Genomic DNA, 21,348 nt, shown 5'->3' with positions numbered 1-21,348 from the left:
CTAAGAACATTGTTGTGATAATTGTGTGGCGAGGGTAGGTGCGAGAATACAAGTATGAGCAATACGAGTGCATCAAAAAAAATTAGTACTAATAACGCAACTAGCATTGATAAATTAGCTATTGTTGTTGTCACTTATAAGCGTCAAGAGCTTTTGGAGAATTTATTCCATTCGTTTGAATGTTTAAAAGAATGCCCTTGGCGTATTGTCGTTGTTGACAATGAGTGCAGTGACACAACCGGCGAAATGGTTGCTCGTCTTGAAGCTTCTTTAACTAATCGTTGGGGTAAAGCTCAAAAAGATTGTGAAGGCAATGAACTTCATGTTGTGTATGCTCCGCAAGATGAAAATCTTGGTGGTGCTGGCGGTTTTAGTGCTGGTGTTAAAAAAGCTTATGAACTTGGAGCTAAGTGGTTCTGGGTTATGGATGACGATGTTGAAACAGTGCCTGAATCTATTGAGCGTCTTGCTCCTTGGACTAAGCGTCACGCTGTTGTTCAAGGAAGTCGTTTAGATTACGACGGCGGTAATTTCTACTGGCAGTATGATTTTTTGGTTCCGCTTGGTATTCCAAATCCTATTGCTCCTGCTGCTTTCGGCAGAGCTGGATACAAAGTTATGAATACGATGTGTTTTGAGGGCGGCTTGATTCGTCGAGATATAGTTGAAAAAATCGGCTTCCCGGATTCGCGCTACTTTATTTACTGGGATGATACTACTTACGGGTATCTTGCGAGTAAGGTTACGAACCCTATTGTTGTTCCGGATATTATTCTTCGTCGCACTCGTGATATTCCTAATTGGGATATTGCAGGAGTGCGTCAGCTAAATTCAACATCGGACATGAATCGTTATCATATTATGCGAAATAGAGGCTTTATGGCTCGCTACTTTATGGTTCATGGCGATTTTCGTCCGTTTATGTTTGCGCTTGGAACTGCTTTAACAGCTGCTAAAGAGATTATTCGTTTGATTGCTGTCGATCGTGAGCATATTATTTCGGGTATTGGTAAATTGTTTACCGGTTGGATTGATTCTCGAAAAATTTTGCACGATCAAGACTGGAAACCTATGCCTTCGTTGAAGTAGAAGTTAGTAAACAGTAAGCGTGTCGTATCAGATATACGATAGAATACTGGTAATTGTCCATACAGCACACATTCAGAGGGGAGTGTTAGTGAAATGATTGACACTGCACAAGCATTTGGCGTCGATATTGGTGGATCCGGTATTAAGGCTGCTCCAGTAAATTTGGAAAAGGGAGAGTTCGCAGAACCTCGATACAAAATTCTCACTCCTGCGGTTTCTACGCCTCAAGCAGTTGCAGATATTGTTCGTCAGCAGCTTGAACATTTTGAAGTACCTGCAGATGTTCCTGTTGGAATTGCGTTCCCTGCTCCAATTAAGCCTGGTAAGAAGCTTGATTTTATGGCAAATCTTGACCAGTCTTGGATTGGTGTTGATGTTACTGAAGTCTTTAGCGAGGCTTGTGGTCGTCCTGTAACAGTAGTTAACGATGCCGATGCTGCTGGTTTAGCTGAGCAGCGTTTTGGTGCAGCAAAAGACAAGGATGGCTTGGTTATTGCTACTACTCTGGGCACTGGTATTGGCACGGCTTTGATTTACAACGGTGTGCTTATTCCAAACACTGAGCTTGGTCATATTCAGCTTGAAAAAGGTAAGGGCGATGCTGAAAAGTACGCTGCTTCTTCTGTTCGTGAAAAGTTGGATATGGGCTATAAGAAGTGGGCTAAGCGTTTGACTAAGTACTACGGCTTGATGGAAAAGTATTTCAACCCAGATTTGTTTGTTGTCGGTGGTGGTGTTAGCCGCGTAAGCGAAAAGTTCTTGCCGCATATCGATATTAAAACTCCTATTGTTGTTGCAACATTGCATAATGAGGCTGGAATTATTGGTGCAGCTTACTATGCAATGCAAAAAATGCAGCAAAACTAAAAAATAACTAAATATTATTTGTTATCTATTGAGCTGGGTGAGCAGTTTATGCTGCAGCCCAGCTTTTGTTATGCCAAGTGTTAGGGTAGTTTCGTGCGATTTTCTTCTAGAGTAGATGTGAGTGAGCCAAATCCTATTATTTTAGCTCAGCGAAAAGCTATTTTTAATGGCGTAAAGCTTACTAAATTAAACGATTCCAATCCAACGTCTCACGGCTTAGCTCCTCAATGTTTAAGCGGACGTTACACAGCAGACCCTAGAGGTCCTAAGGAAATTCGCGATATTCTTTCAAACTTCATCAATAAGCGAGATAACCGCACTGAAAAGTCTGTTCCACCAAAGCTTAATCCAGATCAGCTTTATGTGCTTTCTTCAACTTCTCAAGCTTACGCATGGCTTATGATGCTTTTATGCGATGCAGGGGATGCCGTTATGGGACCAACTCCTGGATATCCTCTTATAGAGTCTATTGCACGCTTGCAATGCGTGAATGCAATACCGTATCCTTTGCACTATGATGGTTCTTGGACTATTGATATTGCGCGTGTTAGAGAACTTTTAGAAGATGCGTCTTTGCGTATTAAAGCTCTTGTGCTTATTAATCCAAATAATCCTTCAGGCTCATATGTTAAGCCTGAAGAACGTGAAATACTATTGCAATTATGTCGTGATAATGGTGTTGCGATTATTGCAGACGAAGTATTTTATGAATATTCGCTTGAATCTTTTGCTGGCAATGCTCGTTTTGCTGGAGAATCTTCTACTTTAGTTTTTGCGCTTGATGGATTCTCCAAAATGCTTGCTGCTCCTCACGCAAAAGTTGGTTGGATTGAAGTTTCAGGTCCTAAAGATGATGTTTATGAAGCACAAAAGAGGCTTGACGTTATAGCGGATGATTTTTTGCCTATTGGTAATACTGTTTCTGAGCGAATACCAGAATTATTGCAATATGCATCTTCTCAAAGCGCTATTGTACGAAATCGTGTTATTAATAATCTGCATGCGCTTCGAGAAACGTTGGTATCCACGCCTAAATGCTGTGTTAGCGCGTTGCGTGCAGAAGGCGGATGGAATATTTTATTGCGTGTACCATCTTGCATTGACGATGATGTATTAGCTTTGAGATTGATGAAAGATTATAATCTAGTTTCTCAACCTGGATATTATTTCGATATGCCAGTTAATGGGTATTTAGCATTGTCATTATTGCCAGAGCCGCAACAGTTTATTAGCGGATTACATGCGCTTCTTCGAACTGTAGATGCATTGTTAGAAGAATAGTAATTATATAAATAATTATTTAAAACAGTGTCATCCAACTTCTAAACGCGAACCATAAGTTTGGATTAAAACGAAGCGTGCTGTCTTCACGTCCTGTAACAAACCAACTGAGTACAGCGATAGCAATAGATGCAAATAGCAATACTGCTACAAGTAAGCGTATTGTGTAAGCAATAGTTTTTTTATGTAAAGAATTTTCTGATTGCAAGGTGGACGCATACTCTAAAAGCAAGCTAATTCCAATTGCGGCAGCTATGGCAAAAGCCCATGCAAAATCAGCAATATATCTCCATCCGATACCAGCTTTTAAACTGTCAAAAACAATAAGAACAAGCCCAACTATTATAGCTATTACGCTTGTGCGCCAAGCAATATGCGTACGGCAGTGTTTTTTCATAATAAATACGCATACTATGCCAACCAATGCTAATGGTGAAAGTGTAAGCATTCCGCCAATCATAGGCTCTGCATATTGCCAACGGTCAAATGCGATAGGCTGAATACCAATCCAAGGAAAAGTTGGAATAAAACGCAAAGGTAGCGCAATATAGCTAAAAATAGACGGCAAAATATTTTGTGACGGCAAGCGCATAGTCGTCATGTCAGTAATAGTTATTTGATACTCATTGCCAAAATTTAACGGTGAGCCAAAGCGCAAAAGATTATAAATACCAAATGGAATTGCAGTAATTATGCATGGTAGTATCCAAGCTGCAAAATATTTAAAAGGCTTATACCATGAAGAAACTTGTTTCCAGTTGCGCAAAATATTTGGTAAATCTTTTTCTATGTGTGAATAAATTGCAGGAAGTGCAAAAAGAACAGCTATAGAAAAAGTAGGTCTGCATCCTAAATTTAATGCAATAAAGAAAGAACCTAAAACAATATTTAGCAAAGAGTGTGTTTTATTAAAACCTAGGTAGCACCACAATCCAAGAGATGTGAAGAATAGTGACGCTGCCATAGGTACGGAATAAAATGACGTTCTAAACCACAAATACACTGTATTTGAAGTAATGAAGAATAAAGCAAGAACAATAGATGTCGTTCCTAAAGATACTTTTTTTGAAGTCTGCTCAATAATTCGAATAACCAGTAGGGAGCCTGCGATAAGAAAACCAATTAAGAATATTATCGTAGCTACTGTTGTTGGAAGCATAGAGCCTTCAGGAGTCCATAGTCTTGAAATAATGCGATAAGGCAAAAATAGCAATATTGCTGGAAGAACTCCAAAGTAGGAGTACCAGTGACCTTTGTAGTATGCGTAATCCCAATACATATGCTGTACTGAGTGGTTTAACAAATTATTTCTAGCCGTAGGATCGTAAGGATTTTGCAAGTGTTCTAACTCATTAGGAACAGGAAGATTTAAATGCACTTGACCTTTTAACAATGCGTCTGCAGTGTGGGCATATTGATCAAAATCATATGCATAATTACCGTTTGTGTAAAAATGCATAGGAGTTGCGTTTCGTAAATTCCAAAAAATAGTTATTAAACCAACAGCAATAAATGGAAGAAGAGAAGCAGCAAAGCAGCAACGTTGAATAAGACTATGAGTGTTGAGTTTAATTTTCCAAAGCTTGGACCAAGGATTCCAAAGCGTAACAAGAAATGCAAAAATAGCAAGTATTAATACGCGACCCCATGACCACCTAAAAGGCACTCGAACGTTTGCTCTTGAGTCTTCAATATTTAATATTGATCCTATTGGATGTTGCAGCCACACTCTTACAATGCAAGATTTTCCTACTGCTTGTTTTGGAAGTTTAAGCAAAGATGGGTCTAAAGAAGCAGTGTTTGTGCTTTGAGGTTTGCTTAAGTATTTGTTTGCTTCAACTAAAACATTGATGTTTGAAATAAGATTATTATTTTTGCCCTTCTTTTTAATAATCGCAGGCTCTAAGCGAATATAAGGCGAACTTCCGTCGGATGTTACTTCTAAATATGCTTCTGAAGGATCCGTTATAAGAATGCCGCCAGAATCTAAGCGTCTAATTCCAGAACCTATATCGTTGTGCGCAGAAATGCTATCTGTGCTTCCTGTAACACTGCTCCAAAATGGCAGATTTCCAATAGAACATTCAAATAAGGTTATAAGAATTATTACGATGAATGGTATTCGCAAAAAATGTAGCGCACGTTTTATGCAATGATTGTCAATTTGATTGCTTATACGGCTGTTGGCACTATTCGTCGTATTTGGCAAAGTCTTAGACGCGTATGTTGAAATCACTGCTTAACCATTCTATTGTACAATTCAAGTAATTCAGTTCAATTCAATATTTTACTCTTCGGCAACTAAATCGAGATATTCGTCATTCCACAAATCTTCGTCGCCATCAGGCATGAGTAGCACTCGCTCAGGTTGTAAGGCTTGAACTGCACCCTCATCGTGTGTAACAAGAACGATTGCTCCCTCATACTTTGCAATAGCTTTAAGTATTTCATCTCGAGATGCTGGGTCCAAGTTGTTAGTAGGTTCGTCCAGCAGTAGCACATTGGCTTTGGAAGTTACTAGTGTTGCAAGTGCCAGACGTGTTTTTTCGCCACCTGAAAGCACTCTGGCAGGCTTCATTGCGTCGTCGCCAGAAAACAGGAAGCTGCCAAGCATAGAACGTGCTTGTGTGTCATCCAGGTTTGGTGCAACATGCTGAAGGTTTTCCAAAACTGTAGAATCCAAGTCTAATGTATCGTGTTCCTGTGCAAAATAACCGATTTTGCATCCGTGTCCGTATTGAACTTCACCAGTATCTGCTGTTTCTTCTCCTGCCAAAATTCGTAATGTTGTTGTTTTTCCAGCACCGTTATAGCCTAGAATGACAACACGTGAACCTTTGTCTATAGCAAGATTAATTCCAGCGAAAACAATATTAGAACCATACGCTTTGGAAATATCTTTTGCCATAATTGGAGTTTTTCCGCATGCAGCTGGTTCTGGAAAACGAATATCTGCAACTTTTTCTTGTTTTTGAGCTTCACTTGTTTCGCTTAATAAGCGTTCAGCTCTTCGCATCATGTTTTGAGCAGCAACTGCTTTTGTAGCTTTTGCGTGCAAGCGAATGCCTTGTTTCATAAGGCGTTCAGCTTTCTTTTCTGCAACTTCTCGTTCGCGACGACGTCTTTCTTCGTCCACTACGCGCTGATGCAAGTATGCTTTCCAGCCCATTGAGTACATGTCTATTTTTGCAAGTTGAGCATCTAAATGCCATACTTTGTTTACTACTTCGTCTAGTAATTCTGTGGAGTGAGAAATTACTAGGAAACCACCTTCAAATCGTTTAAGATAATTGCGAAGCCATATTATTGAGTCTGCGTCTAAGTGGTTTGTAGGCTCATCGAGAATTAATGTGTCTGCGTCAGAAAACAGAATTCTAGCAAGTTCTATGCGGCGACGTTGACCACCTGAAAGTGTGCCTAAAGCTTGTTGCATAACTTCTTGTGGAAGTCCCAAGCTTGTTGCCATCGATATTGCTTCAGATTGCACTGAATAACCGCCTGCTTTTTCAAAATCTTGCATTGCTTTGTCGTAGCGGTTCATAGCTTTAGTCATTATGTCTGGATCTGGATCTGTCATTTCTTTTTCCGCTTTGCGAATACGCGAAACGATAGAAGCAATATCTCGAGCGCTCATAATGCGATCTATAACGCTTTGTTCTGGGTCTGCTGCGTGTGTGTCTTGAGGTAAGTAGCCTAAACCTCCACTAACTCTAACCGAGCCTCCTGCTGGCAGCATGTCTCCTGTAATAACGCGAGTAAGCGTAGTTTTGCCTGCGCCGTTTCTGCCGACTAAACCGATCTTATCTCCCTTTGTGACGTGAAAATCGGTAGGATTTAACAGCGTTCGCGCACCAATCTGAATGGTTAAAGCTTGTGCGTCAATAGGCATAATGTCTGTTCCGTTCCCCAAAATTAAGCTGCTATTATTTATTACTTATAAAAGTCATAAGCAAACTCACTATTATACTGCTTACTGGTAACGAATACAGCAAGTGGTTGATAGTCAAATACTTTACTTTTTCGAACACTTGTTCTATAATTTCTTGTTAGTGATAAAATTTGGTATTGGTTGGGAATATTCAAGTGATTATGGGGAAGTGTGGAGGTAATTGTGTCAGAACAGGCGAATGAACAAAACGACTCGTTGCAAGAATTGCTTGATAATGTTCCTATGTGCGCTAACAACGGTACTTTTATAGCTGATTTATCTAGTATTCCTTCTGAATGGAAAATAACTATCCAGGGTGCTAGAGAGCACAATCTAAAAAATGTAAGTTTGTCGATTCCTAGGAATCGTATGGTTGTTTTTACTGGTCTTTCTGGATCTGGTAAGTCCTCGCTTGCGTTTGATACGCTTTTTGCAGAAGGTCAGCGACGCTATGTTGAGTCGCTTAGTGCTTATGCTCGCCAATTTTTAGGACGTATGGATAAGCCTGATGTTGATTTTATTGAGGGTCTAAGTCCTGCTGTTTCTATTGATCAAAAAACTACGAATCGCAATCCTCGTTCTACTGTTGGAACCATTACAGAAATATATGATTATTTGCGATTATTGTTTGCTAGGATTGGTGTGCCTCACTGTCCTGAATGTGGTCAAATAGTAAGCTCTCAAACTCCTCAGCAAATGACAGATTCGTTGCTTGCTATGCCAGAACGTACGAGGTTACAAATTCTTGCTCCAGTAGTTCGTGGCCGTAAAGGAGAATTTAAAGACACGCTTGAGCTTTTACGCTCAGATGGTTATGCTCGTGCGATTATTGACGGGCAAATGCATGAGCTTTCTGAAGATATTACTCTTACTAAACAGAAGAAACATACGATTGAAGTAGTAGTAGACCGTTTAGTTATTAAAGATGGCATTCGTGTTCGATTAACTGATTCAATTGAAACAGCATTAAAACTATCTAAAGGAGTAGTAATTGCTGATTTTGTTAACGAACCAGAAGACTCGCAAACGCGTCGTAAATCATTTTCGGAACATCGTGCATGTCCAAATAATCATCAATTAGAGCTTGATGAGATCGAGCCTAGAACATTTTCATTCAATGCTCCTTATGGTGCTTGCTCTGAATGTTCTGGTATTGGATACAATCTCGAAATTGATCCTGAACTTGTTATCCCGGATCCAGACAAATCTCTTGCGCAAGGAGCTATTGAGCCGTGGGCAATGAATAAGTCAGCTGGAATGTATTATCAGCACATACTTTCAGGACTTGCTAAAGATTTGCATTTTGATATGAATACTCCGTGGAAGGATCTAGCGGAAGATGTTAAACATGACATCATGTATGGTCATGATTTCACGGTTCAAGTTTCCTACACAAATAGGTGGGGGCGTCAGCGTGAATATTCTACTGGCTTTGAAGGTGTAGTTCGTACGCTTATGCGCAAACATGACGAAACTGATTCTGATCAAATGCGTCAATATTATGAGTCGTATATGCGTGAAATTCCATGCCAAAAATGTAATGGAAAGCGTTTACGCCCAGAAGTTCTTGCGGTTACAGTATCTAATACTTCCATAGCTGAAGTTTGCGATATGCCAGTAGAGCGAAGTCTAGCGTGGGTAAATGCTTTGCATTTGGATGGTTCTCAAGCAGTAATTGCAACAGAAATATTAAAAGAGATTCGTGCTCGACTTGGTTTTTTGAACGATGTGGGTTTAAGCTATCTTACTCTTTCAAGAGCTGCAAAAACTTTGTCTGGTGGAGAGGCTCAACGTATTCGTTTAGCTACTCAAATTGGATCAGGTTTAGTTGGTGTTATGTACGTGCTTGATGAGCCGTCTATTGGATTGCATCAAAGAGATAATGAGCGTTTGATTGCAACATTGCATCATCTGCGAAATCTTGGTAATACGCTTATTGTTGTTGAGCATGATGAAGATACTATTCGTCAGTCTGATTGGCTTGTTGATATTGGTCCAGAAGCTGGTGAGCATGGAGGAGAAGTAGTATATTCAGGTCCGTCTGATGGAATTATTAAAGCTCAGCGTTCAATTACTGGAGATTATATTGCTCACAGACGCTCAATAGATGTGCCAAAACAACGTCGTAGTGTAGACGAAAATCGTATGCTTCATATAATTAATGCCCATGAGCATAATTTAAAAAATATTGATATAAGCATACCTTTGGGAGTATTCACATGCATAACGGGTGTATCTGGATCTGGTAAATCAACACTTATAAACTCAATTTTGTATCCAGTTCTTGCAGACAAACTAAATGGTGCTCGAATTGTGCCAGGAAAACACAAACGTATTGATGGTATTGAGCTTTGTGACAAAGTAGTGCATGTCGATCAGAATCCTATAGGAAGAACTCCTCGTTCTAATCCAGCAACTTACACTGGTGTTTGGGATAAAATACGTTCATTGTTTGCTCAGACTCCAGAAGCAAAAGTTCGTGGTTATGGTCCTGGTCGCTTCTCGTTTAATGTTAAAGGAGGCAGATGTGAAGCATGCCATGGCGACGGTACTTTAAAAATAGAAATGAACTTTTTGCCTGACGTATACGTAGAGTGCGAAGTTTGTCATGGTAAACGTTATAACCGTGAAACTTTGGAAGTTACATATAATGGAAAGTCTGTTGCAGATGTTCTTAATATGCCTATTTGTGAAGCTGCAATATTTTTCAAAGCATATCCTTCTATTTCTCGGTATTTAGATACTTTAGTAAAAGTTGGCTTGGGCTATATTCGTCTTGGTCAAAGCGCAACAACGCTTTCTGGCGGTGAGTCTCAACGAGTAAAGCTTGCTACAGAGCTGCAGAGAAGATCTACTGGTAAAACAATTTATATTCTTGATGAACCTACTACTGGACTGCATTTTGAAGATGTTAGGAAACTTCTAGCGGTTTTGCAATCTCTTGTAGATAAAGGCAACAGTGTTATTGTAATTGAACATAATCTTGATGTTGTCAAATCTGCAGATTGGATTATTGATTTAGGTCCAGAAGGAGGAGATAAAGGCGGAACCTTAGTTGCAGAAGGTAGTCCTGAGAGCGTAGCGCGTAATGGCGAGAGTTGGACAGGTAAATTCCTTAAGCAAATGTTACATTAAGCGTTCAAAAAAGTTACCGATTTGTAATTTGCGAACTTAGAAATTTATTCGACAAATCTTATAAATAGTTGCATAAATCTTGTTTAGGAAAGGAGGTGAAAATGAAAGATAATGATTTTAATAAAAATTCTTATAAAGCATATGATTTGCAAGAAGAAAATAGGATGAGAGATAGTAAAAAATGGCGTAAAACGCAAGCAATAATAGATGAACAGTTTTCGAAAGATTCATCATTTGATAATGAAAGAGTAAATGCATTAGGAGCTCCATTGCTTGGTGATACTCGTGATTTATTCCGTCCAGCTTCTCGTGATATTCCAGCGCAACCTGGAGTATACAAGTGGCGTGATGGCGAGGGGCGAGTTATTTACGTTGGAAAAGCAAAAAATTTACGCAATCGTTTAGCGAATTATTTTCAACCTCTTTACCAACTTCATCCTAGAACTCAATCTATGGTTCTTACAGCTCGCAGTTTGGAATGGACTGTTGTAAGCACTGAATTTGAGGCTCTTACACTTGAATATACTTGGATTAAAGCTTTTAATCCTAGGTTTAATGTAGTTTTTCGTGACGATAAAACATATCCTTATGTTGCAGTTTCGCTAGAAGAAACTTTTCCAAGAGTATGGATTACTAGAAATCGTAGTGCGCGGCATGCTAGATATTTTGGTCCATATGCAAAAGTGTGGCCTCTTCGTCATAGTTTAGATTCTTTACTTAAAACTTTTCCTATTCGCACATGCTCATCCTCTGTTTTTAACAAAGCTCATAGGACTGGTAGGCCTTGCTTATTTGCTTCGATTGGTAAATGTTCAGCTCCTTGTATAGGAAACATAGATTCTAGCGAACATCGCAAGATGGTAGAACATATAGTTGGCATACTTACAGGCAGTGTTGGAGAGTCTTATATTTCACAAATTAAGAACGAGATGAAAGAAGCAAGTGAAGAGCTAGAATTTGAGCGTGCAGCTAAATTGCGTGACGAGATTGCTGTTTTGAACACTATTTTGCAACAAAATGCAGTTGTGTTTGACAATGATGTAGAAGCAGATGTTTTTGGATTCTGCGGAGATGAGCTTGAAGCGTCAATTCATGTATTTTTTGTCAGAGCTGGAATGATTCGTGGAGAGAAAAATTGGTCAGTAGAACGAAATGAGCATATCAGTGACAGTGATCTTATAGCTGATTTATTAACCCGCGTATACGCAGAATATGAGCAAAATTACACACAAAACCATGAAGATACTATTAGCATTAAGAAAGTTCGCGACGCTGTTAGCTCTACGCAACAAGCTACTGCAACTGATGTAATATTGCGAGCACAAGCTACTAAAACTCGTCGTGAACGTCAAGAGAGAACAGGTCGTGAGGATTTACTTGCTCCTATTTCGCCTGTTCCTCGTGAGATTATAGTTCCAATTAAAATTTCTGAAGAACGTAAGCAAGAGCTTGAATTGTGGCTTAGCAATATTCGTGGTTCTCAAGTAAGTATTAGAGTTGCAGAGCGCGGAGAAAAACGTGCTCTTATGGATCGTGCAAACGATAATGCTAGTCAGGAATTGAAACGCATAAAATCTAGCCGTATTAACAGCATAGATATGAGAACAGAAGCTATGAATGAAATAGCAAAAGCACTTGGAATGAGTAAATCTCCTTTGCGAATTGAATGTTATGATATCTCAAATACAGTTGATGGCAGTTATCAAGTTGCTTCTATGGTTGTTTTTGAAGATGGTGTTGCTCGTCCTAGTGAGTACCGTCATTTTGCGGTTCGAGGTGAACACGGTGATGGTAAAACAGATGATTTAAGTGCTGTTTATGAAACATTATTGCGAAGGTTTAAGCATAAAGATATTTATGCAGAAGATAAGCTTGATACATTAGATGTATCAGATACATCTGACTCATCTGACATTAATATTTGTGATTCCAACAGTATTTCTAATAAGCATTTTTCAGGTAATTCGTTGACTAGTGCGCGTCATTTTGCTTATAAGCCTCAATTAATTATTGTCGATGGAGGAAAAGAACAGGCAAAAGCTGCTAAAAGAGCTATGGAAGATGCTGGCGTAAGTGATATTACTGTTTGTGGTTTAGCTAAGAAGCTTGAAGAAGTGTGGCTTCCTGACGAAGATTATCCAATCATTTTTAAGAGAAGCTCAGAAGGATTGTATTTATTGCAGCGCGCTAGAGATGAGTCTCATCGTTTTGCTATTTCGTATCATCGTAAATTGCGAAGAAAAGGTTCATTACATTCTACTTTTGATACTATTCCTGGAATTGGATCAGTGTATCGTAAACGTTTGCTTGCATCTTTTGGTTCAATAAAATCTTTGAAAAATGCTTCATTAGAAGATTTGCAAAAAGTGCCTGGAATTGGTGAGAATAAAGCAAAAGCTATATACGGTGCTTTGCGTAAAAATAATGATAAGTAGCTTTTGAATTACTATGAGTCGCAACTCGTCAGCATAGGGCACTAGCCTAAGAAGTATGTCTCAGGAAATTGAAATTGGTTTGGGCAAAAAAGCCCGAGTTGCATATTCGCTTGACGATATTGCTATTGTTCCTTCGCGTCGCTCGCGTGATCCTCAAGCTGTATCTACTGCATGGCAAGTAGATGCTTATACGTTTGATATCCCAATTATTGCTGCTCCGATGGATTCGGTTACTAGCCCGGATACTGCGATTGCAATTGGTCAAATGGGTGGTCTTGGAGTTCTTGATCTAGAAGGTTTATGGACTCGATATGAGAATCCAGAACCTTTGTTAAAAGAAATAGCTGAGTTGCCGTCAGACATTGCAACCCGCCGCATTCAGGAGATTTATACTGAGCCGATCAAACCAGAATTGATTGCAAAGCGTTTGCATACAATCAGAGATGCTGGAGTGACAGTAGCAGGAGCCCTTTCTCCACAACGCACGCAAGAATTATATAACACTGTGCTAGAAGCTGGTGTTGATTTATTTGTGATTCGCGGAACAGCAGTATCTGCGGAACATGTTTCTAAAGATCATGAACCTCTTGATTTAAAGAAGTTTATTTACGATCTCGATGTTCCTGTTATTGTTGGAGGTTGCGCGGATTATACTTCTGCTCTTCATTTGATGAGAACTGGAGCTGCAGGTATTTTAGTCGGATTTGGCGGAGGAGCAGTATCCGCAACCATGAATACTTTAGGTGTGCAAGCACCTATGGCTACTGCCATTGCGGATGTTGCTGAAGCTCGTAGGGATTATATGGATGAATCCGGCGGTCGTTACGTGCAAATTATTGCTGATGGCGGAATGGGTAATTCCGGCAGCTTTATTAAGGCTCTTGCAGTTGGAGCTGACGCAGTTATGCTTGGTACTCCATTAGCTCGTGCAACGGAGGCTCCTGGTCATGGCACTCATTGGGGTGCTGAGGCTCGTCATTCATCACTTCCTCGCGGGATGCGTTCAAATGTTGGCACTGTGGCTCCGTTAGAGAATATTCTTTTTGGCCCAAGTCATGAAGCAGATGGTACTACGAACTTTGTTGGTGCATTGCGCAGAACAATGGCTTCTACAGGTTATGTTGATGTTAAGAGCTTCCAGCGTTGTAGCGTAGTATTTAATCCATTCCATCAAGATATTCGTTAGTGTTAAGTATGATGCTTATTGCATAAAATATAGCGGTTCAGTAATTTGTTCTGAACCGCTATTTTTGTTTTCAAAATGCATATATCTATATGAACATTCTATTGATTCATGTATAAATATGATTTTTAGCTATATTTGTTATTCTTTTAAACCGTAATGTGTATAATTCAACACGCATAAAATCGTTTATTTTCAATGAAAACGACGAATATTTTGTAATTTATCCACATTTTTATTAATTACGCAGTTAGAGAAAAATTACGTTGTAAGCTTTTATCTAAACTCGTTTAGTTTGTAGAAATATAAGCTTAACAAGTTTTAAATAACAACAGTTTTAAATAATTGTTAAAACAGGAGAGAAACATGAAGATAGATTTTGCTGATGCCTATGGCATGGATGATAACGATTACAGTGATGATGAGCTGAAAGATAAGTCCTCAAAGACTAAGAAAAACAATGACGAGGATCCTCCACATGTTTTCTGTAGACCTCGTATTAGCTTGCCTGTATATGAGGGTGAAGTTAGTGTTGGTTTTTCTCGTGAATGCTTGAAATACCATGTTGGAATGTGTTATTTCGACAGTAGAGATGAGCAGGCTTTTGTTAATTTAGCTTTAAAAACTTGTCAAATTGCTTGTATAGCTGCAGATATTTCGAGAGGTAGGCCTATTTCTCCAGCAATGTCGCAGCTTCTAACAAAAAGTTGTATTACTAAATTAACTAACATGTGGAAACTGATGGATGAGTATTTCACTGATAATAACGATTCGGAAACTCGCTCTGCTGTGCGTAGTTTTCCTGCAGTTCCGAGTTTGTTTAATGGAATGTTAGTCAGCCCGAATCATTTTGAAGGTGTTGTGCGCATTTGTGCAGGACCTGTGAAATACTGGGCGTCGTTATCTTTGGAATTGAAAAATAATCGTTGGATTTGCACGTATGCAGATCTAGGATAAAATCGTCGCTTATAGTAGGTAGCTGAAATAAGACATCTATGATAATGCGTTTGAAGACTTATGTACATATATTCAAATAAATATGAGCCCCTTATTGCTTGATTTGCTGATTTTTCAACAATTTTAGCAATAAAGGGGTTCACTTTTGTAAGATTAAACATTCTAACTTGTACGACTTGTAGAATCTAAGTTTTTTCCCAGTGTTTGTTTGTAAATGACAATATTAAGTATTATTTTTTGTACTTCGTGCAGTCGTGTCGATTCTGTTATCAAGTACAATAAATAATATGCTCCGAGAATTTGCTGTAGAAGCCATTCACCCAACTCAAGACGGTGATACCATTTATTCCTTACTCGCCAATCGTGCTATGCGTAGCCCACAAGACTTGGTTGCTCAATGGCAAGACGATGAAACTCGTCGTTGGCATGATGTTACTTCATCTGAAATGCTCGCGAAAGTTCGTGCAGTAGCTCGAGGCTTAATAGCGCTCGGAGTTCAGCATGGCTCCAAAGTTGTTATTTACTCTGCTACATGCTATGAGTGGGGTGTTGTCGATTTTGCTTGTGCATGTATTGGTGCTGTAAGCATTCCTATTTATGAAACAGATTCAGCATTGCAGGCAGCTGACATTATCGATGAAGTTAAGCCAGTTATTGCTTTTGCTGGAGACGATGCGCATGCTCAATGCTTAGAGCGTGTTCGTCAGGATCATAAACATATAACTTTGAAAACCGTATTTAATTTCAAAGCTGGTGGCTTGGAAGCCGTTGTTGATTTTGGTAAATCTACTACTGATGATGAGCTTAATAAAGCTGTTGATGCTGTTAAGGCAGATGATTTAGCTACTATTGTTTACACTTCTGGTTCGACTGGTAGACCTAAAGGCGCAATGCTTTCAAATCGTAATTTTACGCATATTGTTTTTGCTGGTTATGATGTTCTTAACGATATGTTATGCAAGCCAAATCGTTTGCTTTTATTCCTTCCATTGGCGCATTGTTTTGCTCGGTACATTCAATATGTTGCTATTGGTGCTCACGGTGTTATTGGATATGTGCCTAATGCCAAGCATCTTTTGGCTGATTTGCGTAGTTTTAAGCCTACGTATTTACTTGGCGTGCCTAGAGTTTTTGAAAAAGTTTATAATGCTGCGTCACAAAAAGCTGGTGCTGGTATAAAGGGTCGTATCTTTGCTAAAGCTGTAAAACATTTCATTCAATGGTCTCGCGACAATGTTGAAGGTAAAACTCATTCTCTTGCTGCACGCATGAATCACGCGATGTATATGAAAACAGTTGGCTCGTCTATTCGCTCAGCTTTAGGCCCTAATCTTTCATGGTTGGCCTGCGGTGGAGCTCCAATGGATGCTGATTTGGCTCATTTCTTTAATGGTCTTGATGGCATTACTTTTATTCAAGGCTATGGAATGACTGAAACTGCCGCTCCTTGTGTAGTTAATTTTGAGCATGCAAATCAAGTTGGATCTGTAGGTCGACCTGGTCCTGGTATAGCTATCCGTCTTGCTGACGACGATGAAGTGCTTATTAAAGGTCCTAACGTATTTATGGGATATTTCAATAAGCCTGAGCTCACTGCAGAAGTTATTGATGAAGATGGATGGTTGCATTCAGGCGATCTTGGCTCAATAGATGATGAAGGATTCTTGTCTATTACTGGTCGCAAAAAAGATATTATTATTACTGCCGGTGGCAAGAATATAAGTCCTGCTCCTATGGAAGGTATTATTGCTCAATGCCCATTAGTTTCTCATGCTGTAGTAGTGGGCGATGGTAAGCCATTCGTTTCTGCTTTAATTGAGCTTGATCCAGATATGGTTCGTTCTTGGCTAAAGAATAAGGGTATGGATGTTAACCTTACTATGAGTGAGATTGCTACTAACGAAGCAGTGCGTTCAGTAATTCAGCAATTTATTGACCAAGCTAATAGTACTGTTTCTCGCGCTGAGTCTGTTCGTAAGTTTGTTATTTTGCAAGATGAATTTACTCAAGATGCTGGAACCTTGACTCCAAGTATGAAGATTGTTCGTCCGAAGATTCTTGCTCGCTATGCTGATATTATCGAAACGCAATTGTATGCTCCAAAGCCTAATACTCGTCCTTTGCCAGCAACTGTAAAGATTCTCGATAAAACTACTGAGACTGTTAAGCAAGCACAGGAGACTGTTAAGCAAGCTCAGGAAGCTGTAACTCCTCGAGTACGTCAAGCTATCGATCAAGCTGCGAATCATTTGAAGCGTTTTGGTGAAGAATCTTCATCAGATTCCTCTTCGACATCGCATAGTGATCATAATGAACATGTCGAGTAAAAAGCTTACATATTTGTAGTTGTTTTCGTTATTTCTACTTACATAAAAGAAAGAGTAATCGAGTGTCTATTAGAAAAATTCGTATTGTTCCGGATCCCGTATTGCGAACTCCTTGTGATGAGATTCGTGAAATTACGCCAGCTGTGAAACATTTAGTTGATGATTTATTGGAAACGGTAAATGACCCAGGTAGAGCTGGATTGTCTGCTAATCAGATTGGTGTAAGTTTTAGAGCTTTTTCTTACAATATAAATGGTCGAATCGGCTATATTTTAAATCCCGTAATTGAAGAGCTAAAAGGTGAACAGTACGACGACGAGGGTTGCCTTTCTGTTCCTGGATTATGGTACAAAACTAGGCGTGCAAATTATGCTAGAGCTTGTGGAATTGATTTAGATGGTAAGACTGTAGTGCTTGAAGGTGAAGGTCTTATGGCTAGAATGATTCAGCATGAGTGTGATCATTTAGATGGTCATATTTATTTAGATAGGCTTGAAAAGGACGTGCGCCGTCAAGCGTTGCGTGAGTTGCGCAATAATATGCGTAACTAAGTTTTAGTTTTTATGCTTTATGCGTAAATAATTTTTTAAAAATTATCGGCGTTTTTGTTGCTTTTATCACTACAAGAATGCCGATTTTTAGTATTGAGCATCTGATATAATCGCTCTTTGCGTGTCCATTTTGAGCATGAGTATTGCCGCGTTGTATGATTGCTCGCTTTTTATTGTCTACACGGATTCGCAAATACGCGCCATGTACGCGTCCGTTCGTGTCGGTCGGCTTGGATTTAGACATGTGTTAACCAAGTTGCATGCGAACAGACATGGCCAGGAAATAACCGACAAGAAAGGTATATAGATATGGCACAGATTACCATGAGCGAAATGCTGAAGGCTGGTTTGCACTTCGGTCATCAGACTCGTCGCTGGAACCCAAAGATGAAGCAGTTCATTCTTACCCAGCGCAATGGTATTCATATCATCAATTTGTTCAAGTCTCTCGACATGATCGACAAGGCTTATGACTTCATCAAGCAGACTGTTGCTCACAACGGCACTGTTCTCTTCGTGGGTACTAAGAAGCAGGCTCAGGAAGCTGTACAGAATCAGGCAACTCGCGTAAACATGCCTTATGTTTGCGAGCGTTGGCTTGGTGGTATGTTGACTAATTTCCAGACTGTTTCTACTCGCGTAAAGCGCTTGAAGGAACTTGAGGAAATGGACTTTAGCGATGTTCGTGGATCCGGCTTGACTAAGAAGGAACTTTTGCTTCTCGAGCGCGAGAAGGACAAGCTTTCCAAGCAGCTCGGTGGTATTCGCAACATGAACCGCACTCCATCCGCCATGTTCGTTGTTGATATTAACAAGGAAGCTTTGGCTGTTGAAGAAGCTCATAAGCTTGGTATCCCAGTTGTAGCAATTGTTGATACCAACACTGATCCTGAGGCTGTTGAGTATCCAATTCCTGCCAACGACGATGCTATTCGTGGCATTGAGTTATTGACTAGCTTGATGGCTGATGCTGTAGCTGAAGGTTTGCTTGAGCATGCCGGTAAGGGCGCTAAGTCTGAAGGTAATGATGCTCAGCCAATGGCAGCTTGGGAGAAGGAATTGCTCACCAAGGAAGGCGAAGCTGAAGCTAAGCCTGCCAAGGAAGAAAATACTGAGGCAAACGCCTGATAAGCTAATTTGCAACCAGATTCTTATTTAGAAGCTGCAAAATCCAATTGATTTTGCTTTTTGCAGCTTTTAAGAATCATATTGATACGAGGAGAACAAAATGGCAGCAATTACTGCAGCGTTGATTAAGCAGGTGCGCGAAGAAACTGGCGCCGGCATGATGGACGTTAAAAAGGCTCTTACTGAAGCTGAAGGCGACGTTGCCCGCGCTAAGGAAATCATCCGTGCTAAGGGTATTCAGGCAGCTGGTAAGCGTGAAGGTCGTAAGGCTCAGGAAGGTACCGTCGCTTCTAAGGTTGTTAAGTCTGCTGAAGGCGAAACTGGTTACGCAGTTGAGTTGAATTCTGAAACTGACTTTGTGGCAAAGACACCAAAGTTTGTGGAATTCTCAAACACTGTTCTTGACCATGCTGTTGAAGCTAATGCTTCTACTGCTGAAGAAGTACTTGCAGCCCCAGCTGATGGTGCAACTGTTAAGGAATCGGTTGAAGAAGCAGCAGCTTTGTTCGGCGAGCATGTCAAGGTTGGTCAGGTTGCTAAGGTAAGCGGTCCACACGTTGAGATTTACGCTCACAAGAAGTCTGTGGAATTGCCTCCAAGCATCGTTTCCATGATTGCTACTGACGAAGCTGGTGCAAAGGTTGCTCACGAAGCTGCTTTGCAGATTTCCGCTATGGGTGCGCAGTGGCTTCGCCGTGAAGATGTTCCAGAAGAAGTTTTGGAATCTGAGCGTCGCGTTGCAACCGAGAAGTCCTTAGCTGAAGGCAAGCCAGAGAAGATTGTTCCAAAGATTGTTGAAGGACGTATGAACGCCTTCTTCAAGGAAACTGTACTTCTCGAGCAGGCATACGTTAAGGATCCATCCAAGAGCGTTGGTGACTTGTTCAAGGAAGTTGGCGGCACCGCTCTTGCCTTTGCTCGCGTTGAGGTTGGCAAAGGTGCTGCTGAATAAGCACTAATTATATAAGAATTTATTTTTGTTCTTGTATATAGGGTTGCGTGCACAAGTTGTGCGCAACCCATTTTTATATTCATTGTCCAGCTTAACGTGCGTTTTGAGTGTCGTTATTGATAGATAAACTGACAAAGATATACCTCATTCGCCGTTATGACTGGAGGAATCTGTATGGCTATTGCACAAACGGATGAAGGAAAGTCCCGTAGGGTTTTATTAAAGCTTTCTGGAGAAGCATTCGGTGGTGGTGCTGTTGGTATTGATACTCATGTCATTCGTAGGATTGCTGGCGAAATAGTAGCTGCAGTGAATCAAGGCGTTCAGGTTGCTATTGTTGTCGGCGGCGGTAACTTCTTTAGGGGAGCAGAACTGCAGCAAGCAGGTATTGATCGTAGCCGTGGCGATTATATGGGTATGTTGGGCACTGTAATGAACTGCTTGGCTCTTCAGGATTTTCTTGAGCAAGCAGGGCAAGCAACTCGCGTACAAACTGCTATTACAATGGGTCAGGTTGCAGAACCTTATATTCCGTTGAAAGCAATTCGTCACCTTGAAAAGGGTCGTGTGGTTATTTTTGGTGCTGGTGCCGGAATGCCATATTTTTCTACTGATACTGTTTCTATTCAACGTTCATTGGAAATTCATTGCGATGAAGTTCTTATGGGCAAGAATGGTGTGGATGGCGTATATAGTGCTGATCCTCGTAAAGATTCTACTGCTCGTAAGTTCCTAACATTAAACTACAAGCGCGCTATCGTTGATGGTTTAGCTGTTATGGATGCGTCTGCGCTTTCTATGGCTCGCGATAATAATCAAAAAATTCGTGTGTTTGGTCTTGAGGGCGAAGGTAACGTAACTAGTGCTCTTGTTGGAGAATCTATTGGCACATTAGTGTCTAATGCAGAGCCAACATTTGCTTAAATATTATAAAGGAGAACACATGTCAGCAATAATTGATCAAGCCCGTGAACAGATGAATAAGTCTGTTGAAGCTACTAAAGAGAATTTTATGGGTATTCGCACCGGTCGTGCTAATCCTGCTTTGCTAAACGGAATTATGGTTGATTATTATGGTGCTCCAACTCCAATTAAAGCTGTTGCATCTATTGGTGTTCCAGAGCCTAGAACTCTTTCAGTTACGCCTTTTGACGCTTCTCAAGCGAATGCTGTTGAAAAGGCTATTCGCGATTCTGATTTAGGTGTAAGCCCTAATCGTGATGGCAATGTTATTCGTGTTACTATGCCAGAGCTCACGGAAGAACGTCGCAAGGAATACGTCAAGCTTGCTAAGAATAAAGCAGAAGAAGGCAAAGTTGCAGTTCGCAATATTCGCCGCAAAGCTAAGGAATCTATTGACAAGTCTGTTAAAGATGGTGAACTTGGCGAAGATGAAGGCGATCGTTTACAAAAAGAGCTTGATAAAGTAACTAAGCAAGTTACTGATTCTTTAGACGTTTTGCTTGAAGGTAAGCAAAAAGAAATTATGGAAGTCTGAGATTTTTGTAGTTTCAA

15 protein-coding genes are annotated in these 21,348 nt (G+C 40.2%); 13 read left to right on the top strand and 2 right to left on the bottom strand.

Features of this window, described 5'->3' with window-relative positions:
- Window positions 1-54 precede the first annotated feature (54 nt).
- From P0108_RS03630 to P0108_RS03620, 3 genes are all read left to right on the top strand, one after another.
- Window positions 55-1,089: a glycosyltransferase family 2 protein gene (locus tag P0108_RS03630; RefSeq protein ID WP_064621409.1), complete on the top strand. Its 1,035-nt coding sequence runs from the start codon at window positions 55-57 to the stop codon at window positions 1,087-1,089.
- A 93-nt stretch (window positions 1,090-1,182) separates the two neighbouring features.
- Entirely contained in the window at window positions 1,183-1,956 is a 774-nt protein-coding gene (gene ppgK, locus P0108_RS03625; protein WP_004108876.1) for a polyphosphate--glucose phosphotransferase, read from the top strand.
- A 93-nt stretch (window positions 1,957-2,049) separates the two neighbouring features.
- On the top strand, window positions 2,050-3,237 hold the full coding sequence (locus tag P0108_RS03620) for a pyridoxal phosphate-dependent aminotransferase (protein WP_473730755.1): 1,188 nt from the start codon (window positions 2,050-2,052) through the stop codon (window positions 3,235-3,237).
- A 19-nt stretch (window positions 3,238-3,256) separates the two neighbouring features.
- Here the strand turns inward: P0108_RS03620 and P0108_RS03615 are convergent, their stop codons facing one another.
- Both P0108_RS03615 and P0108_RS03610 read right to left on the bottom strand, forming a co-directional pair.
- Window positions 3,257-5,473, bottom strand: coding sequence for a beta-carotene 15,15'-monooxygenase (locus tag P0108_RS03615; protein WP_116773721.1), 2,217 nt, complete (start codon window positions 5,471-5,473; stop codon window positions 3,257-3,259).
- A gap of 51 nt (window positions 5,474-5,524) precedes the next feature.
- Window positions 5,525-7,126, bottom strand: coding sequence for an ABC-F family ATP-binding cassette domain-containing protein (locus tag P0108_RS03610; protein WP_012914200.1), 1,602 nt, complete (start codon window positions 7,124-7,126; stop codon window positions 5,525-5,527).
- A 282-nt stretch (window positions 7,127-7,408) separates the two neighbouring features.
- On the opposite strand from P0108_RS03610, the gene uvrA reads away from it, so the two are divergent.
- From uvrA to frr, 10 genes are all read left to right on the top strand, one after another.
- Window positions 7,409-10,300 carry an excinuclease ABC subunit UvrA gene (uvrA, locus tag P0108_RS03605; RefSeq protein WP_473730840.1) on the top strand — a complete coding sequence of 964 codons (2,892 nt, stop codon included), beginning with the start codon at window positions 7,409-7,411 and terminating at the stop codon, window positions 10,298-10,300.
- 101 nt (window positions 10,301-10,401) lie between these two features.
- Window positions 10,402-12,735: an excinuclease ABC subunit UvrC gene (uvrC, locus tag P0108_RS03600; RefSeq protein WP_473730754.1), complete on the top strand. Its 2,334-nt coding sequence runs from the start codon at window positions 10,402-10,404 to the stop codon at window positions 12,733-12,735.
- A gap of 55 nt (window positions 12,736-12,790) precedes the next feature.
- Window positions 12,791-13,921: a GuaB3 family IMP dehydrogenase-related protein gene (locus tag P0108_RS03595; protein WP_285089198.1), complete on the top strand. Its 1,131-nt coding sequence runs from the start codon at window positions 12,791-12,793 to the stop codon at window positions 13,919-13,921.
- Between the two features lie 363 nt (window positions 13,922-14,284).
- Complete coding sequence (locus P0108_RS03590; RefSeq protein ID WP_004108888.1) at window positions 14,285-14,875, top strand: hypothetical protein; 591 nt, start codon at window positions 14,285-14,287, stop codon at window positions 14,873-14,875.
- A gap of 287 nt (window positions 14,876-15,162) precedes the next feature.
- Window positions 15,163-17,202, top strand: a complete 2,040-nt coding sequence (locus P0108_RS03585) for an AMP-dependent synthetase/ligase (RefSeq protein WP_076002885.1) — start codon at window positions 15,163-15,165, stop codon at window positions 17,200-17,202.
- 62 nt (window positions 17,203-17,264) lie between these two features.
- A complete protein-coding gene (locus P0108_RS03580) occupies window positions 17,265-17,753 on the top strand; it encodes a peptide deformylase (RefSeq protein WP_004108893.1) in 489 nt (162 codons plus the stop codon).
- A 309-nt stretch (window positions 17,754-18,062) separates the two neighbouring features.
- Window positions 18,063-18,881, top strand: coding sequence for a 30S ribosomal protein S2 (gene rpsB / locus P0108_RS03575; RefSeq protein WP_032842488.1), 819 nt, complete (start codon window positions 18,063-18,065; stop codon window positions 18,879-18,881).
- 100 nt (window positions 18,882-18,981) lie between these two features.
- Complete coding sequence (gene tsf / locus P0108_RS03570) at window positions 18,982-19,833, top strand: translation elongation factor Ts (protein ID WP_076002884.1); 852 nt, start codon at window positions 18,982-18,984, stop codon at window positions 19,831-19,833.
- Window positions 19,834-20,007: 174 nt separating this feature from the next.
- Complete coding sequence (gene pyrH / locus P0108_RS03565) at window positions 20,008-20,757, top strand: UMP kinase (protein WP_004108906.1); 750 nt, start codon at window positions 20,008-20,010, stop codon at window positions 20,755-20,757.
- A gap of 19 nt (window positions 20,758-20,776) precedes the next feature.
- Window positions 20,777-21,331 (top strand): ribosome recycling factor, encoded by a 555-nt coding sequence (gene frr / locus P0108_RS03560; RefSeq protein WP_004106603.1) that lies wholly within the window; start codon window positions 20,777-20,779, stop codon window positions 21,329-21,331.
- Window positions 21,332-21,348: the final 17 nt, after the last annotated feature.

It is taken from the genome of Gardnerella sp. c10Ua_244, assembly GCF_055818055.1.
This window is presented reverse-complemented; position numbering and strand designations above follow the sequence as displayed.